Origin of the sequence: Paraflavitalea pollutisoli (assembly GCF_029360705.1) — a bacterium.
Taxonomy (GTDB): domain Bacteria; phylum Bacteroidota; class Bacteroidia; order Chitinophagales; family Chitinophagaceae; genus Paraflavitalea; species Paraflavitalea pollutisoli.
On sequence record NZ_JARKMX010000006.1, the window covers coordinates 149,930 to 166,167 of the forward strand.

Sequence of the window (16,238 nt, forward strand, 5' to 3'; positions counted from 1 at the left end):
TCACCAGGGATATAAAATTTCAAAAAAAAACTGCGAACCTTGAGCAAATATAAGCTCTTGGTCCGCAGTAGAAAAAGATTGCTGCATGTTTCTCTGCCATGCAGCACAGGATGGTTTAATGATTAATGGGAAATCTATTGTTCCAATTAATTTGTGTGACCTCTTCGTTAAATTACTGATTGCTAACTATATCAATACTATTTTTCGCTCTTTTCGTAACAACTCGAACTTCAATCCCTGCGATTTCAACAACTTCTCCAATTCATCGATCGACATGGTCCGCGGGATCTTTCCTTTCAATGATTGCTCCGGGATTTTTCCCTTAAACTCCACGGTGAGATTGTACCAGCGCCCAATCTCCAGCAATACCGATTTGATATTACCCTCCAGGCTGATCAAATCCTCTACCCAGGGAACCGGCTTTGTAGCGTCTGCCGCTTCTATTCCATCCAGTATCCCCTTCCTGTTAACCACAGCGGTTTGCATCGGTTGCAGGATCTGCTGTTCCGCAGTAGGAGTCGTGAGTTTCACAGAACCCTCTACCAGCGTGGTTTTCATCAGCGCTACATCGCTGTAGGCGTCAATATTAAAATGCGTTCCCAGCACTTCTACCGTTCCCCCATCACCCAGTGGCGTCGTAACAGACACCCGGAAAGGCTTGTCCGTCATACGGGAAACTTCGAAAAAAGCCTCACCGGTTAATGAAACTTTTCTTTCATTACCGGCGAAGGCTATAGGAAAACGCAATGATGAAGCCGCATTTAGCCAGACAATACTTCCATCAGGAAGCTTTACCTGGAATTTACCACCCTTTGGCGTGGTGACTGTATTATAAAGAACTGCTGATCCGGGTAATGATGAACCACTGTAAGTCAATTGACCTCCTTTTCTCATCACTAACACATTACCCTCTTTTATCACCGATTGATCAGCAACCTGATCAAGGTCGATCTGTTTTCCGTCTGCCAGTGTCAGGGTTGCTTTCAACCCGCCCGGCAAAATGTCGTTGTTAGCCGCATTCACAGGCAGGTTGCCAGCTGTTGCTTCCTGGTTGACCGGCCTTAGGTATTGCCATCCCACTACGGAGACTGTCAACACCACCGCAGCGGCTGCCGCATACTTCCACCAAACACTTTTGGGAGGATGCAGCGGGATCAGACTACCTTCCTGAGCGATATGCTGCATAGTTTTTTGCCAGACAGCATCCCCGTCGATTTGGTTATAAACCCTCAAACGGTCAATCAAGGTCTTGTTATCCGTTAATTCCTGTAACAAAGAGCGATTCTCCTCAGATTCGTTCAGCCACCGCTCTAACTCATTTCGTTCCTCATTGGTCAAAGTCTGGGCCCTATGCTTCAGGATGAGCCCTGCTATGTATTCGACTTTTTCCATAAAAAATAAGGTAGTAATTGAGTTTTCGAGCCAGTACCCTCGCGAGTACGATTATATAAACAGCGAGTAGTGACTCTTTGACAAAAAGATTTTTTACTTTTTTTTCCGGCGGGCTGCATCAGCCCCGCTGGAGGTGTACCGGTAGCTGCCTGTGCACCCGACAGGCATAGACCTAATAAGGTGTTTATCAGTATAATCAGCAATATTTTATCGCGTAGCAATTGCAGCGCACGAGCTTTCTGATTCAATACATTACGCGCACTAATCCCCAGATTGGCCGCTACTTCTTCAGTACTCGCCCCGTCAAAATAGATTTGTTTGAAGACCGCCTTACACTTCTTGGGAAGGTTTTCAATATGCGGGTGAAGCTTTTGCAATAATTCGATCTCCACCATTTTGCGGAAAAAATCTTCCTCCTTGTCGGCAAGCAGATAGCTCAGCTCATTGTTAGAAGCCGCCCGGCGCTTTTTCTGCTTCAGCAGATTGAGCGCAGCATTGCGGGTAGCGGTGATCAGAAAACCCTTGATATGCTCCTCGGAAGTAATCTGCATACGACCATGCCACAACTTCGTAAAAGAATCGGCAGCGATGTCTTCCGCCTCCTCTTTTTCCAGCCCCATCTTGATGGCATAAAAACAAAGTGCCCGGTGATGTTCATTGAACACCCGTCGGAATGCCTCCGGCTTTCCCTCCCGGAAGGAGAGCATCCAATACGAGTTATCCTGAAACTTTGGGGTCATCGCATGACGCGGTAGTCGTCGCTTGTTTTAATGGTTCAATAAATCAAATAGTAATTACCAATGCCTGGTGGGCATCATAGCAAATAGATAAGGCTTAACCTGTTCAGGGAAGATGTAACTATATAATAAACAAATCCCGGCAAACAGTTCATTTGATAAGGGGAGAGGAGCTAACTGAAACTGAATAGATGCCGGACTGCAGCGAACTAATAATTGCCGATCAATATTGGCCCGCAGCAAATGCAACATTACAAAAATTAATCCTAAATGCACACAGGTATTATGTTACACATTCGTCACTTTTCCAGCTGTAGCGTTCACCCCTGAGAGTAATGGAAAAAACTGATATATAAGACGGAAATGTTATTTGATACTTGTCAATAATTTCCCAAATCAGGAACTGCCAATCGCATCACTAATGGACAGCAGTTCCACTTTTTCAGGATAAAGCTTTTAAATTGTGCCATCATCAATTTCTTACAGCACATGATTAAGCATCGTTCCTGTTTTCAACAGACTGCTTTCGTCCTATTGATCGGCACTACAACCCTCTTCTCCTGCGGAGAACCAGCCAAAGGAACCGGCCAACTCGTGATCGATAATACGACGATCGATCGACCGGCTCAACTCGTCGTACTCAAACGAACGGAACTGATCAACCAGGTAGATAGCCTCACCCCCGGTAAATACATGGTCGCTACCGATGCAGGACGCCCGCTGGTCGTACAACACGATGACCTCGACGGCGACGGCGCCTGGGATGAAATTGCCTTCCTGCTGCCGCTGAAAAGTGGTGAGCAGAAAACGCTGCAGTTAACCGCTTCCGACGCACCCGCTACCATCAAAGCTGCCGTACTGGCCCACGTACGCCACAAACGCAAAAATGCCGACAACAGTTTCGGAGATGACCTCGCCAAAGACTCCGTCCCTGCAGGCCAGCCCGCCACCGATTTCAGCAAACAACCCCTGCCACCCTTCCTCACCGAAGGACCAGCCTGGGAAAATGATAAAGTAGGTTTTCGCATTTATTTCGACGTACGTAACGGAAAAGACATCTGGGGTAAAACCACCCCCCGGATGGTATTGGACGAAGTTGGCGTGGATACCGCGAACAACTACCACGCAAAAGCTGACTGGGGCATGGATGTTTTGAAAGTCGGCAAATCCTTGGGAGCAGGCTCCCTGGCCTTGTTGCTGAAAGATGCCACCGGCAAAGACACCCTCGTGCGACTCGGTGGTATCAATATGGGGCCTATCCAATATGAAAAACTGGCCGACGGCCCTGTACGCGCTATCTTCCGGATGAAATACCCCGCCTGGAAAGCCATCGATTCCACCAAGCCGATCGCTATAACAGAAGAGATCTCTATTTGGGGCGGACAATATTGCTACGAAAGCAAAGTCTACCTCAGTGGCGCTCCCGCCGACGCCCGCCTGGTGACCGGTATTGTCAACCTGCACAGCAAGGAATCCGCTACCATCGATACCGCTGGTTACAAAGCATTGTACACCTACGACGCGCAAAGCGAAAACAAAGACAACCTCGGTATGGCTATACTCACCGCCAATGACCTGTTTGATAGCTATCTCACCACACCCAACAGCAATACCGATGTACAGAATACCTATGCTGTCGTATTAAAGCTGCGCGAGGATGCCGCCACCTTCCGTTTCTATGCAGGTTGGCAACCCAGCGACGAACAGTTCGCGACGGCGACCACTTTCCGTAGTTTCCTGACCCAGGAGATCATCCGGGGCACACCGGTAAAATTGAGCTGGAAGTAAACCGATAGTCGAACCGATGGCACCTCCGTGACGGGAATGCCAAAAGGCGAGCATTGCGCTACCTGCAAAACAATACCGCGCTCTTTTGTAACAATTCCAGAAAACCTAGCGTCACAATAGGACCAGGGCTTACCCTTCACGTAAGCCTTTTTTGTTATATGAAAGGTGTGATATAGGTATAATGTATTTATTATTATTGTCTTATGGGTGTTTCTAGCACTTAGTTAACTGGCCGAATGTACGCGAATAGCACGCTAATAGTATGATAACCTGTCTGATATAAGCCAGCAGATGGCATGGAAATATACTACACATAGCACTGCCTAGAGCAGTTGAGTGCTATGTGTAGAGCAGTATAGTGCTATGTGTGGAGCTATTTTTCACCATAGTGCGTACTATTGGCGTGCATTCCACCCACCTTTCGCCCGCTCAATTTCCTGGCGCGCGCGGGCGAGTCCAGGGGAGGCAGCGGTCACCAACGGGTTGTCCGGCAAATGCGAACGAACTGTGCGAAACCGGACAGTCAGGAAGCAGCAAGTTCTACTGTAAATATTTGATAATTATATGAATAGTAAACTGGCACAGCGTATGTTACAAATACGCCGCTATTGTACGCTATCGATCAAATCCAACATATAGCCATGCAGGAACAAGATCGTATCTGGACGTTGCTGGGTCACAAACTCGCTGGAGAGGCCACCCCACAAGAAGTAGAAGAGCTCGAAAGGCTCATCAGGCAGCGGCCTGAACTCGCCTACCAAATGGAGGCAGTTTTGCAATATTGGCAAATGTCGTCTTCCGATGACACGGAAGAGGCGGAGGCTGCCTTCAACCGCATGAAACAGAAAATGGCCGCCCAGCAAGCGCAGCAGCAACCACCGTCGTCCCCAAGCAACAGAACCCCGACCCCCATCGCTCACCGTGTTACCTGGAAGAAAAAAACCTCACCCGGCGCACGCCTGTTCAAAACCTTGCGCAATAAAAGCGGCCTCCTCAACAGCTATGTAAAAACTTCCTGTCGCACCCTGCTGCGCAACAAGACCTTTTCCTCTATCAATATCATCGGACTGGCAGTAGGCATGGCCGGCGCCATGTTGTTGCTCATGTGGATTCACCATATGTTCAACTACGATACCTTCAACACCAAAGCAGACCGGATCTACCAGGTATACAGCCGGGAAATACAAGACGGACAAACCAACGTATGGAGCGGCACGGCACATCCCCTGGCTCCTGTGCTCAAAGCAAAATGGCCCCAGGTGGAAGAGTCCGTTCGTCTCAATTGGGTAGCCGCTTTTGTACTCAAGCACGGCGACAAACAATTGCAGGCACAAGGCTTTCTCACTGATCCCTCCTTTTTCAACGTATTCGATTATCCGCTGCTGAAGGGCAATCCAGCTTCGGCGCTGCTGGATAAATACTCCATCGTATTGACGCAGGAGACAGCCGAACGCCTTTTCGGCAAGGAAGAAGCACTGGGCAAAACCATCCGTATCGACAGCAACATCAATTTTACGGTCACGGCGATTCTCGACAAAATTCCTAACAACAGCAGCTTCCGGTTCGACTACCTCGTTCCCTGGAGCTATATGAAAGATGTGACCTGGGAAAACAACGACTGGGGGAGCAGTTCTGTAGCGACCATCGTACTGTTGAAAGAAGGTGTTAGCGAAGCAGCTGCCAATAAACTGCTGGTCAATGCTATCCCGGAAAGCGATCCCAAAGTGACTACCCAAATATTCCTGCACCCCATGCGGAAATGGCAACTTTGGAGTCGCTTCGAAAACGGACAGAGCGTTGGCGGGGATATTGAAGTAGCCCGCCTGATGGGGATCATCGCTGCATTTATCCTGCTTATTGCCTGTATCAATTACATGAACATGAGTACAGCCCGTAGCGGGAAGCGGGCAAAAGAAGTAGGTATCCGCAAGGTGGCCGGGGCTGCCAGAGGTTCGCTGGTCTTTCAGTTTATCAGCGAATCGCTGATGATCTCGCTGGTAGCGGGTGCCGTCGCATTGCTCATCGCCCAGTCGGCTTTGCATTGGTTCAATAACCTGGTCGGGCAGCAACTGCAGATACCCTATGGTCATCCAGGCTTCTGGCTGGCCGCGCTGGGCTTCGTCATCATGACCGGCGTACTCGCGGGCAGCTATCCTGCCTTTTATCTCTCTGCCTTCAGGCCAGTAAAAGTATTGAAAGGAACCTTCAAGGCGGTCAATGCCCTGGTTACTCCCCGCAAAGTGCTCGTGGTAGTGCAATTCACTTTTGCCATCCTATTCATCATCTGCACGATGGTGATCTATAAGCAAATCATACATGTGCAGCAACGGGATATCGGCGTCAACCTCGATAAGCTGGCGTTTGTGTATGTCAAGGGCGACATGTCGAAGAATTTCCGGCTCATCAAACGGGATCTGCTCGATCAGGGACTGGCTACCGACGTAACGCGCACCAACTCGCCCATCACGGATATATGGAGCAATACCGATCAATTTACCTGGGAAGGTAAACAACCCAACCAACGCATAGCCTTCTCACAATTTCTCGCCGATGAAGATTTTTCGCGTACCATGGGTATTAAGATCTTGTCGGGCAGGGATATCGAACCCGCTAAATATGCGACTGACTCTACGGCCATGTTGCTATCGGAAATGGCAGTACAACAAATGGGGCTGAAACAACCCATTGGCGTTATTATCAAAGATGGTCAGGTCGATTGGCATGTAGTGGGCGTTGTTGGCAATTTTGTACCAGGATCTCCCTTTGAACAAATGAGTCCCATTGTTCTTCAAGGACCTTATAAAGATCAATTTGGCGCAGTCAGTTTCCGCCTCAAAGATGAGCGTAAAGAAACACTGGCAAAGATCGAAAAGGTGTTTAAGCAATACAATCCCGGTTATCCGGTCGACTATTACTTCGCTACGGATGTACACAAACGTAAGTTCGAAGGTCAGCAAAATACCGGCCAACTGGCTGCCGTCTTTGCCGGTCTCACCATCCTTATTTCTTGTCTCGGACTTTTTGCGCTGGCTACCTATATGGCAGAAAGCCGGATCAAGGAAGTGGGCGTACGCAAAGTGTTGGGCGCTTCCGTGTCTGCCCTGGTGGCCCTTTTGTCGACAGGCTTTCTGAAGCTCGTCCTGATCGCTTTCGTAGTGGCTTCGCCGATCGCCTGGTGGTTGATGCATGCCTGGTTGAGCAATTTTGCCTACAGGATCGAGATCGGTTGGTGGATTTTTGGCATTACCGGCGCTATTTCCCTGGTGATTGCCGTTTGCACTGTTGCGACCCAAGCATTGCGCGCAGCTACTGCCAACCCGATCAAGGCACTGCGCAATGAGTAATTGATAGCTTTTTTCGAAACACCGCTGCATCGTGCAGGCGGTTCCCGCCGTAATACCCGACTTTGCCGGTAGGGTATCTAATGTCGCAAGGCATAGTGCTGCCTATGCGTGAATATGTTTTTCCCTTATCTTTGATTGCACCCTGATAAAGTGAACTGGGTAATTGGTTTCCACCACGATACAACAACTATCTTATGAATAATGGGAAAACCTGCCTGCTGATAGATGACGATATAGACGACCAGGAAATATTTACCCTGGTGTTGAAAAGCGTCAATCCCTCGATCTCCTGTATCGTTGCGCATGATGGGGTTGAAGCGGTATCGCGTCTGACCAGCGAAGCAACCCTCAATCCCGACTACATCTTTCTCGATCTCAACATGCCCCGGATGGATGGAAAAGAGTGTTTACAAGAGATTAGAAAGATCGACCGGCTAAGACAAACCCCCGTTATCATTTATTCTACTTCTTCCGAACAAAAAGACATTGTGGAGACGCAAAGCCTTGGCGCCAGCGATTACCTCGAAAAACAGTCCAGCGTGGAAGACCTGAAAAGGATGCTGGCACATTTTTTTAAATGATATGCATGTCCGATCGACATGCAGGTAACCGACGAACGCAGCTGTTATGAATGATGCTTTCAACGACAATCACTTATCTTCTCCTGAAGCAGGACCTGGCCATCCCAACTTCTACGTAAATCTGTTCAATAATCTACCCGTTGCGTTGTATTACTGCGACAAGGAGGGTTATATCAGCCAATACAACGAGGCCGCTGTGGCTTTGTGGGGCAGGGAACCCGTGAAAGGCACCGATCGTTGGATTGGTTCGCTGGAGTTGTACCGGGCAGATGGATCCAGGTTGCAACCCGATGAAAGTCCATTGGCCCTCGCCGTGCGGGCCGGGCATGCCATCATCGCGGAAGAAGTAAGCATAGTACGTCCCGATGGCACCACCCGCGTGATCATGGCTTCACCACGATTGATACACGATGCCGCTGGTGGCCTGCTAGGCGCCGTCAATATGCTGACCGATATCACAGAGCGCCGACATACCGAGGTCCGGATGGCACACCTGGCGGCCATCGTCGATTCTTCGGACGATGCCATCATCAGTAAAACGCTGGATGGCACCATCACCAGCTGGAATGATGCGGCTGAACGCATACTTGGGTATACCGCCACTGAAGCCATCGGTCGTCCCATCACCATGTTGATCCCGCCCGATCGGCTCAACGAAGAACCGCAGATCGTACAACGCCTCACCAGGGGCGAACGTGTCGATCACTTCGAAACGCAGCGTGTCACCAAACACGGTGCTATTATTGATGTTTCGCTGACGATTTCTCCGGTAAAGTCTAAAGATGGACGGGTTATCGGGGCCTCCAAAATCTTACGTGACATCACCTTGCAAAAGGAAACTGAAAGACTGATACGGGAGAGCGAAACACGCTTCAAAATAAAACTGGAACAAGAGGTCGTGCAAAGAACAGGCGAGTTGTTGCGCACGAACGAAGAACTGGAACGATCGAACCATGAGCTGGAGCAATATGCCTATATTGCCAGCCACGACCTTCAGGAGCCGCTGCGGAAGATCCAGACCTTTGCCGACCTGTTGAAGAGTAGTTTGCATGACGAAGCGGCGGTCGAGTTGTACTTCAACAAGATCAACGTATCTGCCCAGCGTATGTCGAGCCTGATCAAAGATGTGTTGAACTACTCCAAACTTTCCCGGACGGAGAGTGTATGGCAAAGGGTAGACCTCAACCAGGTGCTGCTCGAAGTGAAAAGCGATTTTGAATTGCTGATCGAACAGCGGCGTGCGACTTTTACCGTCGATCATTTGCCGGAGATAGAGGGAGATACGCAGCAACTGCGTCAGCTCTTGGGAAATCTCGTCAGTAATGCCATCAAGTTTTGTGAGCAGGAGCCGCATATACAAATATTTACCTCGATCGTACAGGTAGCCGGTGATACCAATGAATATGACCTGTATCCAGGCCAATATGTACAGCTCGAGTTCATCGACAACGGTATCGGATTCGAGCAGAAATATGCCGACCAGGTATTCGTGGTATTCAAGCGACTCAATCACCGGCATCATTACAGTGGTACTGGTATTGGACTCGCACTCTGTAAAAAAATAGTAGAGCGCCATAAAGGCGCTATCAAAGCCAGTAGTCAGCCGGGCAAAGGGGCAGCCTTTCAGATGCTGTTTCCCCTACCGCAGACCATGGGATCAAACCGACCCACTCAACCATGAGCGAAACGATCGTCATCACCGTTCCCTATCGCGGAACAGACAAAGAAATAGAGCTCGAATGGCAGCCCATGGGCTATACCCATCGGTTCAAAGCCCAAATCGATAACGTGGAAGTGTATTTCGAGCCCGATGAAGAAAGAAATTACCGCGTAGTATTGCCACCCGACGTGTTGGATAGCCACGCAAAGATCAATGTAGAGTTGGTACAGGCTGTGGCCACCGTTCTGCAGGAAACCTTATCCTGAACCTTTTCGTTACGCGTCACTTAATTATACTCCATTGTTGTATTTTCATGCGGGGATCCTGTTTACTCCGGTTGCATGCAAAACGATCTTACATACCAGCTATTCAAGAAGGCATTCGATGATTATTATGAGCCCTTGTGCAGATATGCCTTTACCCTGGTAAAGAACGAGGCAGCCTGTGAGGACATCGTGCAGGAAACTTTTGTCAGGATCTGGGACAAAAAAAAGGACCTGATCGGTTCCGAAGGGCTTCACTTCTATTTGTTCCGGGCCGTCCGTAACAACAGCCTCAGTTATATCGAACAACTGCGGCGGCAGGCCACAGGTGATTTGGGCAGTTATGATATGGCCGATACAAGCGCCGACCAACCAGCCCCCACCAGCTCGGGAAAGGATTACCACACCCTGTTGCAGGAAGCGATCGGCTCCCTGCCACCCAAGTGCCGGGAGGTATTTGTGCTGAGCCGGGTTAGCGACCTTTCTTACCAACAGATCAGTGAAACGCTGGACATTTCCATTAAAACAGTTGAAAACCATATGGGTAAGGCCCTCAGGATACTGCGGTCGTACGTACGCAACAAGCAGGCATTCCTGGTAACACTGGCTTTGTTATTTCTTTATTGAACCAGATAGGGGTTTCCCTGTTTTTTACGTTTATCTTAAATATGAAGTCCCTTCCATGAACCAAGCCGATAACATAATGGACCTGATTGCCAAAGTGCTGAGCGGTCGTGCTTCGGTCGACGAGCAGCAGCAGCTACAGCAGTGGATTGAAGCTGACCCCGCCAACAAGCGCGAGTTTGAGGAACTGGCGATCGTGTGGCAGGAGAGTCTCCGCCTGACGACCGATAGTTCATTCGATAAAGCCGCGGGCTGGACCCGAGTGGCCAACCGCATTCACGAACAGGCTGCGGCCAATGTTGCCCCGGCGCCTGCGGCAAGAACGCCCATACGTTCGCTCCGTCGCCCCCTGGCTATTGCTGCCTCCCTGCTGGCAGTTGCACTGATCGGCTGGTGGACCTGGAGCCGTACAGCATCCCCGGCCTGGAAAGCGATCGCCGCCGAACGGCATACCACCATCGTATTGCCCGACGGTAGCTCGGTAAAGCTGCGCAAAGGCGCTACCCTGCAATATCCCGAGCAATTCGATCAGCGGGAGCGCCGGGTGACCCTGTCTGGCGAAGGTTTTTTTGAGGTACAAAAAGATGAACATCACCCATTTGTCATAGGTACGCAAAATGCCAGCATCAGTGTGTTGGGCACCTCTTTCCTCGTCAATACCTCCGATCAGGAAGACGAGGTCATCGTGGTAAACGGTAAAGTGCGGGTGGCCAGCAAGCAAGATGGCCAACAACAGGTGGAGCTTTTACCCGGTCAGCGTATTGTGTTGCAACAGAACGAGTTTCACCAAAGTGCGGTGGCCGATTCCAATTTTATTGCCTGGAATACCGGTCTCCTGCATTTCAACAATACCCCGCTTCCACAGGCCTTGCGCGACCTGGAAGACTACTACGAAGTGCCTATCTCCATCGATAACCAGCAGGCGGATCTGGCAGGCATCGTTGTCAACGCCCGGTTTGATCAGCAACCCCTCGATCAGGCCCTCGAAGAGATCCGGTTGGTAACCGGTTTGCAGACTAAAAAAGAAGATGGTAAAATCGTCTTTTATATGAAATAAATGGTTCCTTTGTTGGGCCGGCAACGGCAACCCCAACGAATACATTGTACAGGAACTACGGCATGAAAAAGGCTCTGGGCATACTGGCATTACTTGGCAGTATGCTTACTGCGCACGCGCAAAAATTCTCCTTTACCAACAGGCCTTTCCAGCCTTCCCTGATCAAAGGCACTGTCCGGGAATTTCTCGACGACATCAACAAAAACGGCAAAGTACTGATCGAATACGCCTCCACCAGTGTGGAAACGGAGCGGATCATTGTGCTCAATGACCATCCGGCTACCCTGGGCTCGGTGTTGCAGCAAGTGTTAAAAGGGCAAAAGCTGTCGATTGTCGAGAAGAATAATAAAGTCATATTGGTGCCGGCTGCTGTTCCGTTACCAGACGATCTGTTGTTGAATTACTTTGCCGTGTACGGACTGGTAAAAGATGAGGTCAGCGGTGAGCCACTTCCCGATGCAACGCTCTGGCAGCCTGTGCTGCAGAAAGGTGGATTGTCCAATACGTTTGGCCACTATTCGGTGATGCTTCCTGAAGGAAAGCAAACCCTTTATATTTCCTATGCCGGCTACAACACGCGTCGGGTAGAGCTGGACCTGCTGGAGAACACCCGTATAGACCTGAACCTGCAACCAAGGCCAGCTATTGAAGAGGTAACTGTCACCGCCGGCGGAAAAACTGGCGATGAAGTGAACCTGGCAGAGCAGGCCAATGCCGTACAGGATATGTTTCTCGGTGAACCGGATGTGATCAGGTCGCTGTATATGCAGCCCGGTGTGAAGAATACGCCTGAGATCACCAATGGGTTACTGGTGCGCGGCGGCAGTCCCGACCAGAATGTATTTCTGCTGGATGGGAACACCGTCTTCAATCCCACCCATATGCTGGGTTCGTTGTTTATCATCAACCGGGCATCGGTCAAATCACTGCACCTGTACAAGAGTAATTTTCCGGCACAATATGGTGGTGGGCTTTCATCGGTGATCGACGTGATCACCAAAGATGGCAACCTCAAAGAATGGAAGGGAGAAGTCAACGCGGGCGTATTGGCAGGTTCCCTCACGCTGGAAGGCCCGGTGAAAAAAGATCGCTCGGCCATTATGTTGTCGCTGCGGCATAGCTGGATCAATCCCTTGCTGCGGGCGATGAAATCCGGGATCGGTGTCAACTTTTACGATGTCCATGCCAAGTTTACCCAATGGATCGGCAAGCAGGACAAGTTGATGTTTGATGTATATGCCGGAGAGGATCAGCTGACCCTGCACCAGGATTATACCAATAACCGGCAGCAATGGGGCAATCGTACGGCTTCTATCGGATGGAACCGGCTGTTGGGTTCCAAAGCCTTCATCAATACCTCTGTCAATTACAGTCGCTACCGCAATATTGCCGGCTTCCGGTACAACCTGTACGACAGTACCGGCAGCTCGGTACAAAACAGGGTATACAATACCTACTCTTCCATTCAGCAGTTTACCGGACAATCACGACTCGAGCTGACAGCCTCTAATAAGGTGCGCATCATTACAGGTGTGAGGGCCAATTTCATGAAGGTGCGTCCCTTCGATTCCAATATTTCTACAGACTTCTTTGATAAGCCGGGTGACTTTTCCGAATTCCCACCCATTGCTTTTCGGGAGCTGGTCTATTTTGCCGAAAGCGAGTACAGACCGAATAAGCGACTCTATGTCAGGCCTGGAATACATGTGTCCTTTTTCACGAATAATGAATATGATTATACTTCCTGGCAACCTCGGTTGTTGGCCAACTACCGCCTTAGCCGGCAGCACCAGGTGAGTGTAGCGTACAACCACATGACACAGTACCTGCACCTGGTCACCAATCCTTACCTCGGAATCAATGGTGATGCATGGGTACCCAGCACCGGACAGCTGAGCCCGGAAGAATGCGATATGATCAACCTCGGCTACACGTTTCGCGATCGCCGCAAGTTTGTGGTGTCTGCGGAAGTATATTATAAACAGTTGCGCAATGTGACTAACTACGTAGAAGGTAAAAACCTTTTTCTCAATACGGCCGACTGGGAGCAGAACGTACAATCGGGCAAAGGCTGGTGTTATGGTGTGGAGCTGAAGACCGAGAAGACCACCAACAAATGGTACATGCAGGCCAGTTACACTTTGTCCTGGAACTGGCGTCGTTTTACAGGGATCAACAATGATGAAAAATTTCCGTTCAAATACGATCGCCGTCATGTGCTGAACGTAGCGGCTACTTACCGGCACAACAAACACTGGAATTTCTCGACGTTGTGGACCTTCTCCACCGGCGATGTATTTACACTGCCCGACCGCGGTTACCCCGATTTTGATGATGCCCAGCAGATATTGAATCCACTGTCACCGAAAGAGTACCGGCTTATTTACCATTCATCCGCTATCAACCAATACCGTACGCTACCTTATCACCGGCTAGATGTGGCTGGCACTTATGAGCTGAAACACCGGGAGAAACTGGCCTCCCGTATTTCGATGGGGGTGTATAATGTATACGGATCGCCAAACCAATATGTGTATGACCTGGAAGGTACCTTTGGCAAACGTTCGCTGGTGGTCACGACCAAATACCAGTTCTTCAAAATAACTCCTTACGTATCTTATTCATTGGTTTTCTAAACAAGATGAACAACACACGACCATATCGTATACTACAGAAGACAACCTGCCACTGGATAGGCCTGGCCGTTGTGTGTCTGTTAATGGCGTCTTGTAACAAAGGGTTTTCTTCGCACCAATTCGAGGATGATCACCTGGTGGTATTGGCGGAGATCTCGGCTGGTGACTCCGTGAAGATACCGGTGGGTAAAACGATCAAAGTAGGCAATGGAGGACTGGTTCGGTTCGATAAAGTGAATGACGCTACCGTAACCCTGAAAGAAGACAGTAGCCGGACCTGGGTATTGCAACCCAGTTTTGCCTGGCAGTATGCCGCCAATCCAACTTCCATCTTCACCAACCGAAAGCGTTTCCGGTTAAATACCAAATATTCCATCGAGGTCAAACATCCTACCATGGGCTTGGTGACGGCCAGCACCCATATTCCCAATATCCCCCGCTGGGGCACTGTAGATACGATGAGTGTGGTGCATGAAGGCCGCAACACCCTGGCGATCACCTTCGAGATTCAGGACCCTGGCGATACGGAGGACTATTATGTGGTAGAGTGCATAAAAGACCTGGTAAAGCCTGGCAAATATTTTATTTACCAGGGGCTGCGGTATGATTATCTGACGCCGCAAGGGAAGACGCTGTACGACCAGGTAAAGAACAATCCGGGCGTGCGGCTCTACAATGACACCGTTTCCATCAACAAATACCTGCGCCTCGAGCTGTTTACCGAAGATGTGAATACGGAAAACGCCCGCATTGAAAGCCTCCACACCCCGTTTCGCCGGCTTTTCCTGAACGATAAAACCTTCAATGGGCAATCTTATATACTCAAATGTTTCGTCGACAGGCAATTCTTTGTAGCCAACGACCCCATGCAGAAAGGCAGGGTGCGTTTTCAATTCAAGTCGGTGAGCAAAGAGTTGTTTGAATATCTGTTGGATTACGAAAAATACAAGGCCGACTTTGGCGCCATTCCTGCCAACCAGCTCCCGTCGCCTGCAGGGAATATCAAAAATGGGCTCGGGATCTTTGGGGGAGCTGCCCGTCGCGAGCGGGTTTATTACTTCGATCCGCTTTGGTAATTCTCCTGCAACCTAATCTTGCTGGTATTCAGGAGATTGATTGTCAAAACGTCTATTCTTCCCCGCGTTGCCTCCGTTGCCTTTGTGCCTTGTTGCCTTTTTCGAAAAATATCCTCTGGCCGGATTAGGGGTTTCTACTAAATGGCTGTGTTATCAGGATAAGTCCCCCAAATCTCAGTCTTTTATGAATAGTACACAGCCCCTTCCTGTTGCCGGTCCGGTTCCTGGTGTTGTTATGCAAGTGGTGTTACCAACGCCCAAAGAACTTAAAGTGACGGCTGTCATCATTACCTATAATGAAGAAAAGATCATTCGAAAAACCTTGTCGAAGCTCGACTGGTGCGATGAGATCGTGATCGTTGACAGTTACAGCACCGACCGCACCGTGGCCATCTGCCGCGAGTTTGGCTGTGATATTTATTCCAGAACTTTTGACGGATACGGAGCCCAGAAGCAATTCGCCATCGCCCGGGCTACCAATGATTGGGTGCTTTGCATCGATGCCGACGAGATCCCTTCCGATAAGCTCATCGAAGAGATCAGAAGCATCCGTCCCGACACGGCCTTTGCCGGGTTTTCTTTCCCCATGAACCTGGTATTTCTTGACAAGGAGTTTAAGCACGGAAAGGAAAGTGGTAGACACTTTCTACGGCTGTTCAACCGGCAGAAAGGTGGCGTAACCCCCGAAAAAGTACATGAAACCTTTTATGTAGAGGGAGAGATCAAAAAACTGGATCAACCGATCTTGCATCATAGCTATACCAATGTTCACCAGTGTATTGAAAAATTGAATCGTTATTCCGCGCTGTCTGCAGAAATATCCTATGGTAAAGGCAAAAACAAACCGGTGGTGGCTGTCTTGTTCGGCCTGCCGTTTAATTTCTTCAAATACTTCCTGTTGGAACGTAATTGCCTCAACGGCATGCAGGGCTTCTACTGGTCGGTATTCATTACCTACTATCACTTCCTGAAGTACGTCAAGCTCCGCGAACTGAACCGGACCCTGGGGCAGCCAGTGAAGGCAGCCGCGCTATACGTTCCCAATCACTAAAACCCTTAACTGTTCCTCAAACTTAATTG

The 16,238-nt window shown here is 49.6% G+C and carries 12 protein-coding genes; 10 read left to right on the plus strand and 2 right to left on the minus strand.

Annotated elements, in window-relative coordinates; translation table 11 throughout:
* Positions 1 to 186: 186 nt before the first annotated feature.
* Together P2W70_RS13750 and P2W70_RS13755 are read right to left on the minus strand one after the other, a co-directional pair.
* Positions 187 to 1,392: a FecR family protein gene (locus P2W70_RS13750; protein WP_276482051.1), complete on the minus strand. Its 1,206-nt coding sequence runs from the start codon at positions 1,390 to 1,392 to the stop codon at positions 187 to 189.
* Complete coding sequence (locus P2W70_RS13755; RefSeq protein WP_276482052.1) at positions 1,371 to 2,099, minus strand: RNA polymerase sigma factor; 729 nt, start codon at positions 2,097 to 2,099, stop codon at positions 1,371 to 1,373. The genes P2W70_RS13750 and P2W70_RS13755 overlap by 22 nt, the downstream gene beginning before the upstream one ends.
* A 519-nt stretch (positions 2,100 to 2,618) precedes the next feature.
* Between P2W70_RS13755 and P2W70_RS13760 the strand changes: the two genes are divergently transcribed.
* From P2W70_RS13760 to P2W70_RS13805, 10 genes are all read left to right on the plus strand, one after another.
* Positions 2,619 to 3,917 carry a DUF4861 family protein gene (locus P2W70_RS13760; protein WP_276482053.1) on the plus strand — a complete coding sequence of 433 codons (1,299 nt, stop codon included), beginning with the start codon at positions 2,619 to 2,621 and terminating at the stop codon, positions 3,915 to 3,917.
* A gap of 641 nt (positions 3,918 to 4,558) precedes the next feature.
* Positions 4,559 to 7,261 carry an ABC transporter permease gene (locus P2W70_RS13765; RefSeq protein ID WP_276482054.1) on the plus strand — a complete coding sequence of 901 codons (2,703 nt, stop codon included), beginning with the start codon at positions 4,559 to 4,561 and terminating at the stop codon, positions 7,259 to 7,261.
* Positions 7,262 to 7,455: 194 nt separating this feature from the next.
* Positions 7,456 to 7,842, plus strand: coding sequence for a response regulator (locus tag P2W70_RS13770; RefSeq protein ID WP_276482055.1), 387 nt, complete (start codon positions 7,456 to 7,458; stop codon positions 7,840 to 7,842).
* 46 nt (positions 7,843 to 7,888) lie between these two features.
* Positions 7,889 to 9,523: a sensor histidine kinase gene (locus tag P2W70_RS13775; protein ID WP_276482056.1), complete on the plus strand. Its 1,635-nt coding sequence runs from the start codon at positions 7,889 to 7,891 to the stop codon at positions 9,521 to 9,523.
* Complete coding sequence (locus tag P2W70_RS13780; RefSeq protein ID WP_276482057.1) at positions 9,520 to 9,768, plus strand: hypothetical protein; 249 nt, start codon at positions 9,520 to 9,522, stop codon at positions 9,766 to 9,768. Before P2W70_RS13775 ends, P2W70_RS13780 begins: the two co-directional genes overlap by 4 nt.
* A gap of 75 nt (positions 9,769 to 9,843) precedes the next feature.
* A complete protein-coding gene (locus P2W70_RS13785; RefSeq protein ID WP_276482058.1) occupies positions 9,844 to 10,392 on the plus strand; it encodes an RNA polymerase sigma-70 factor in 549 nt (182 codons plus the stop codon).
* 55 nt (positions 10,393 to 10,447) lie between these two features.
* The gene (locus tag P2W70_RS13790; RefSeq protein WP_276482059.1) at positions 10,448 to 11,446 is read left to right on the plus strand and encodes a FecR domain-containing protein; all 999 of its coding nucleotides are present in this window, start codon (positions 10,448 to 10,450) and stop codon (positions 11,444 to 11,446) included.
* A gap of 62 nt (positions 11,447 to 11,508) precedes the next feature.
* Positions 11,509 to 14,082, plus strand: a complete 2,574-nt coding sequence (locus P2W70_RS13795) for a TonB-dependent receptor (protein ID WP_276482060.1) — start codon at positions 11,509 to 11,511, stop codon at positions 14,080 to 14,082.
* 5 nt (positions 14,083 to 14,087) lie between these two features.
* Positions 14,088 to 15,158: a DUF4249 domain-containing protein gene (locus tag P2W70_RS13800; RefSeq protein ID WP_276482061.1), complete on the plus strand. Its 1,071-nt coding sequence runs from the start codon at positions 14,088 to 14,090 to the stop codon at positions 15,156 to 15,158.
* 184 nt (positions 15,159 to 15,342) lie between these two features.
* Positions 15,343 to 16,209 carry a glycosyltransferase family 2 protein gene (locus P2W70_RS13805; protein ID WP_276482062.1) on the plus strand — a complete coding sequence of 289 codons (867 nt, stop codon included), beginning with the start codon at positions 15,343 to 15,345 and terminating at the stop codon, positions 16,207 to 16,209.
* The last annotated feature ends 29 nt before the right edge of the window (positions 16,210 to 16,238 follow it).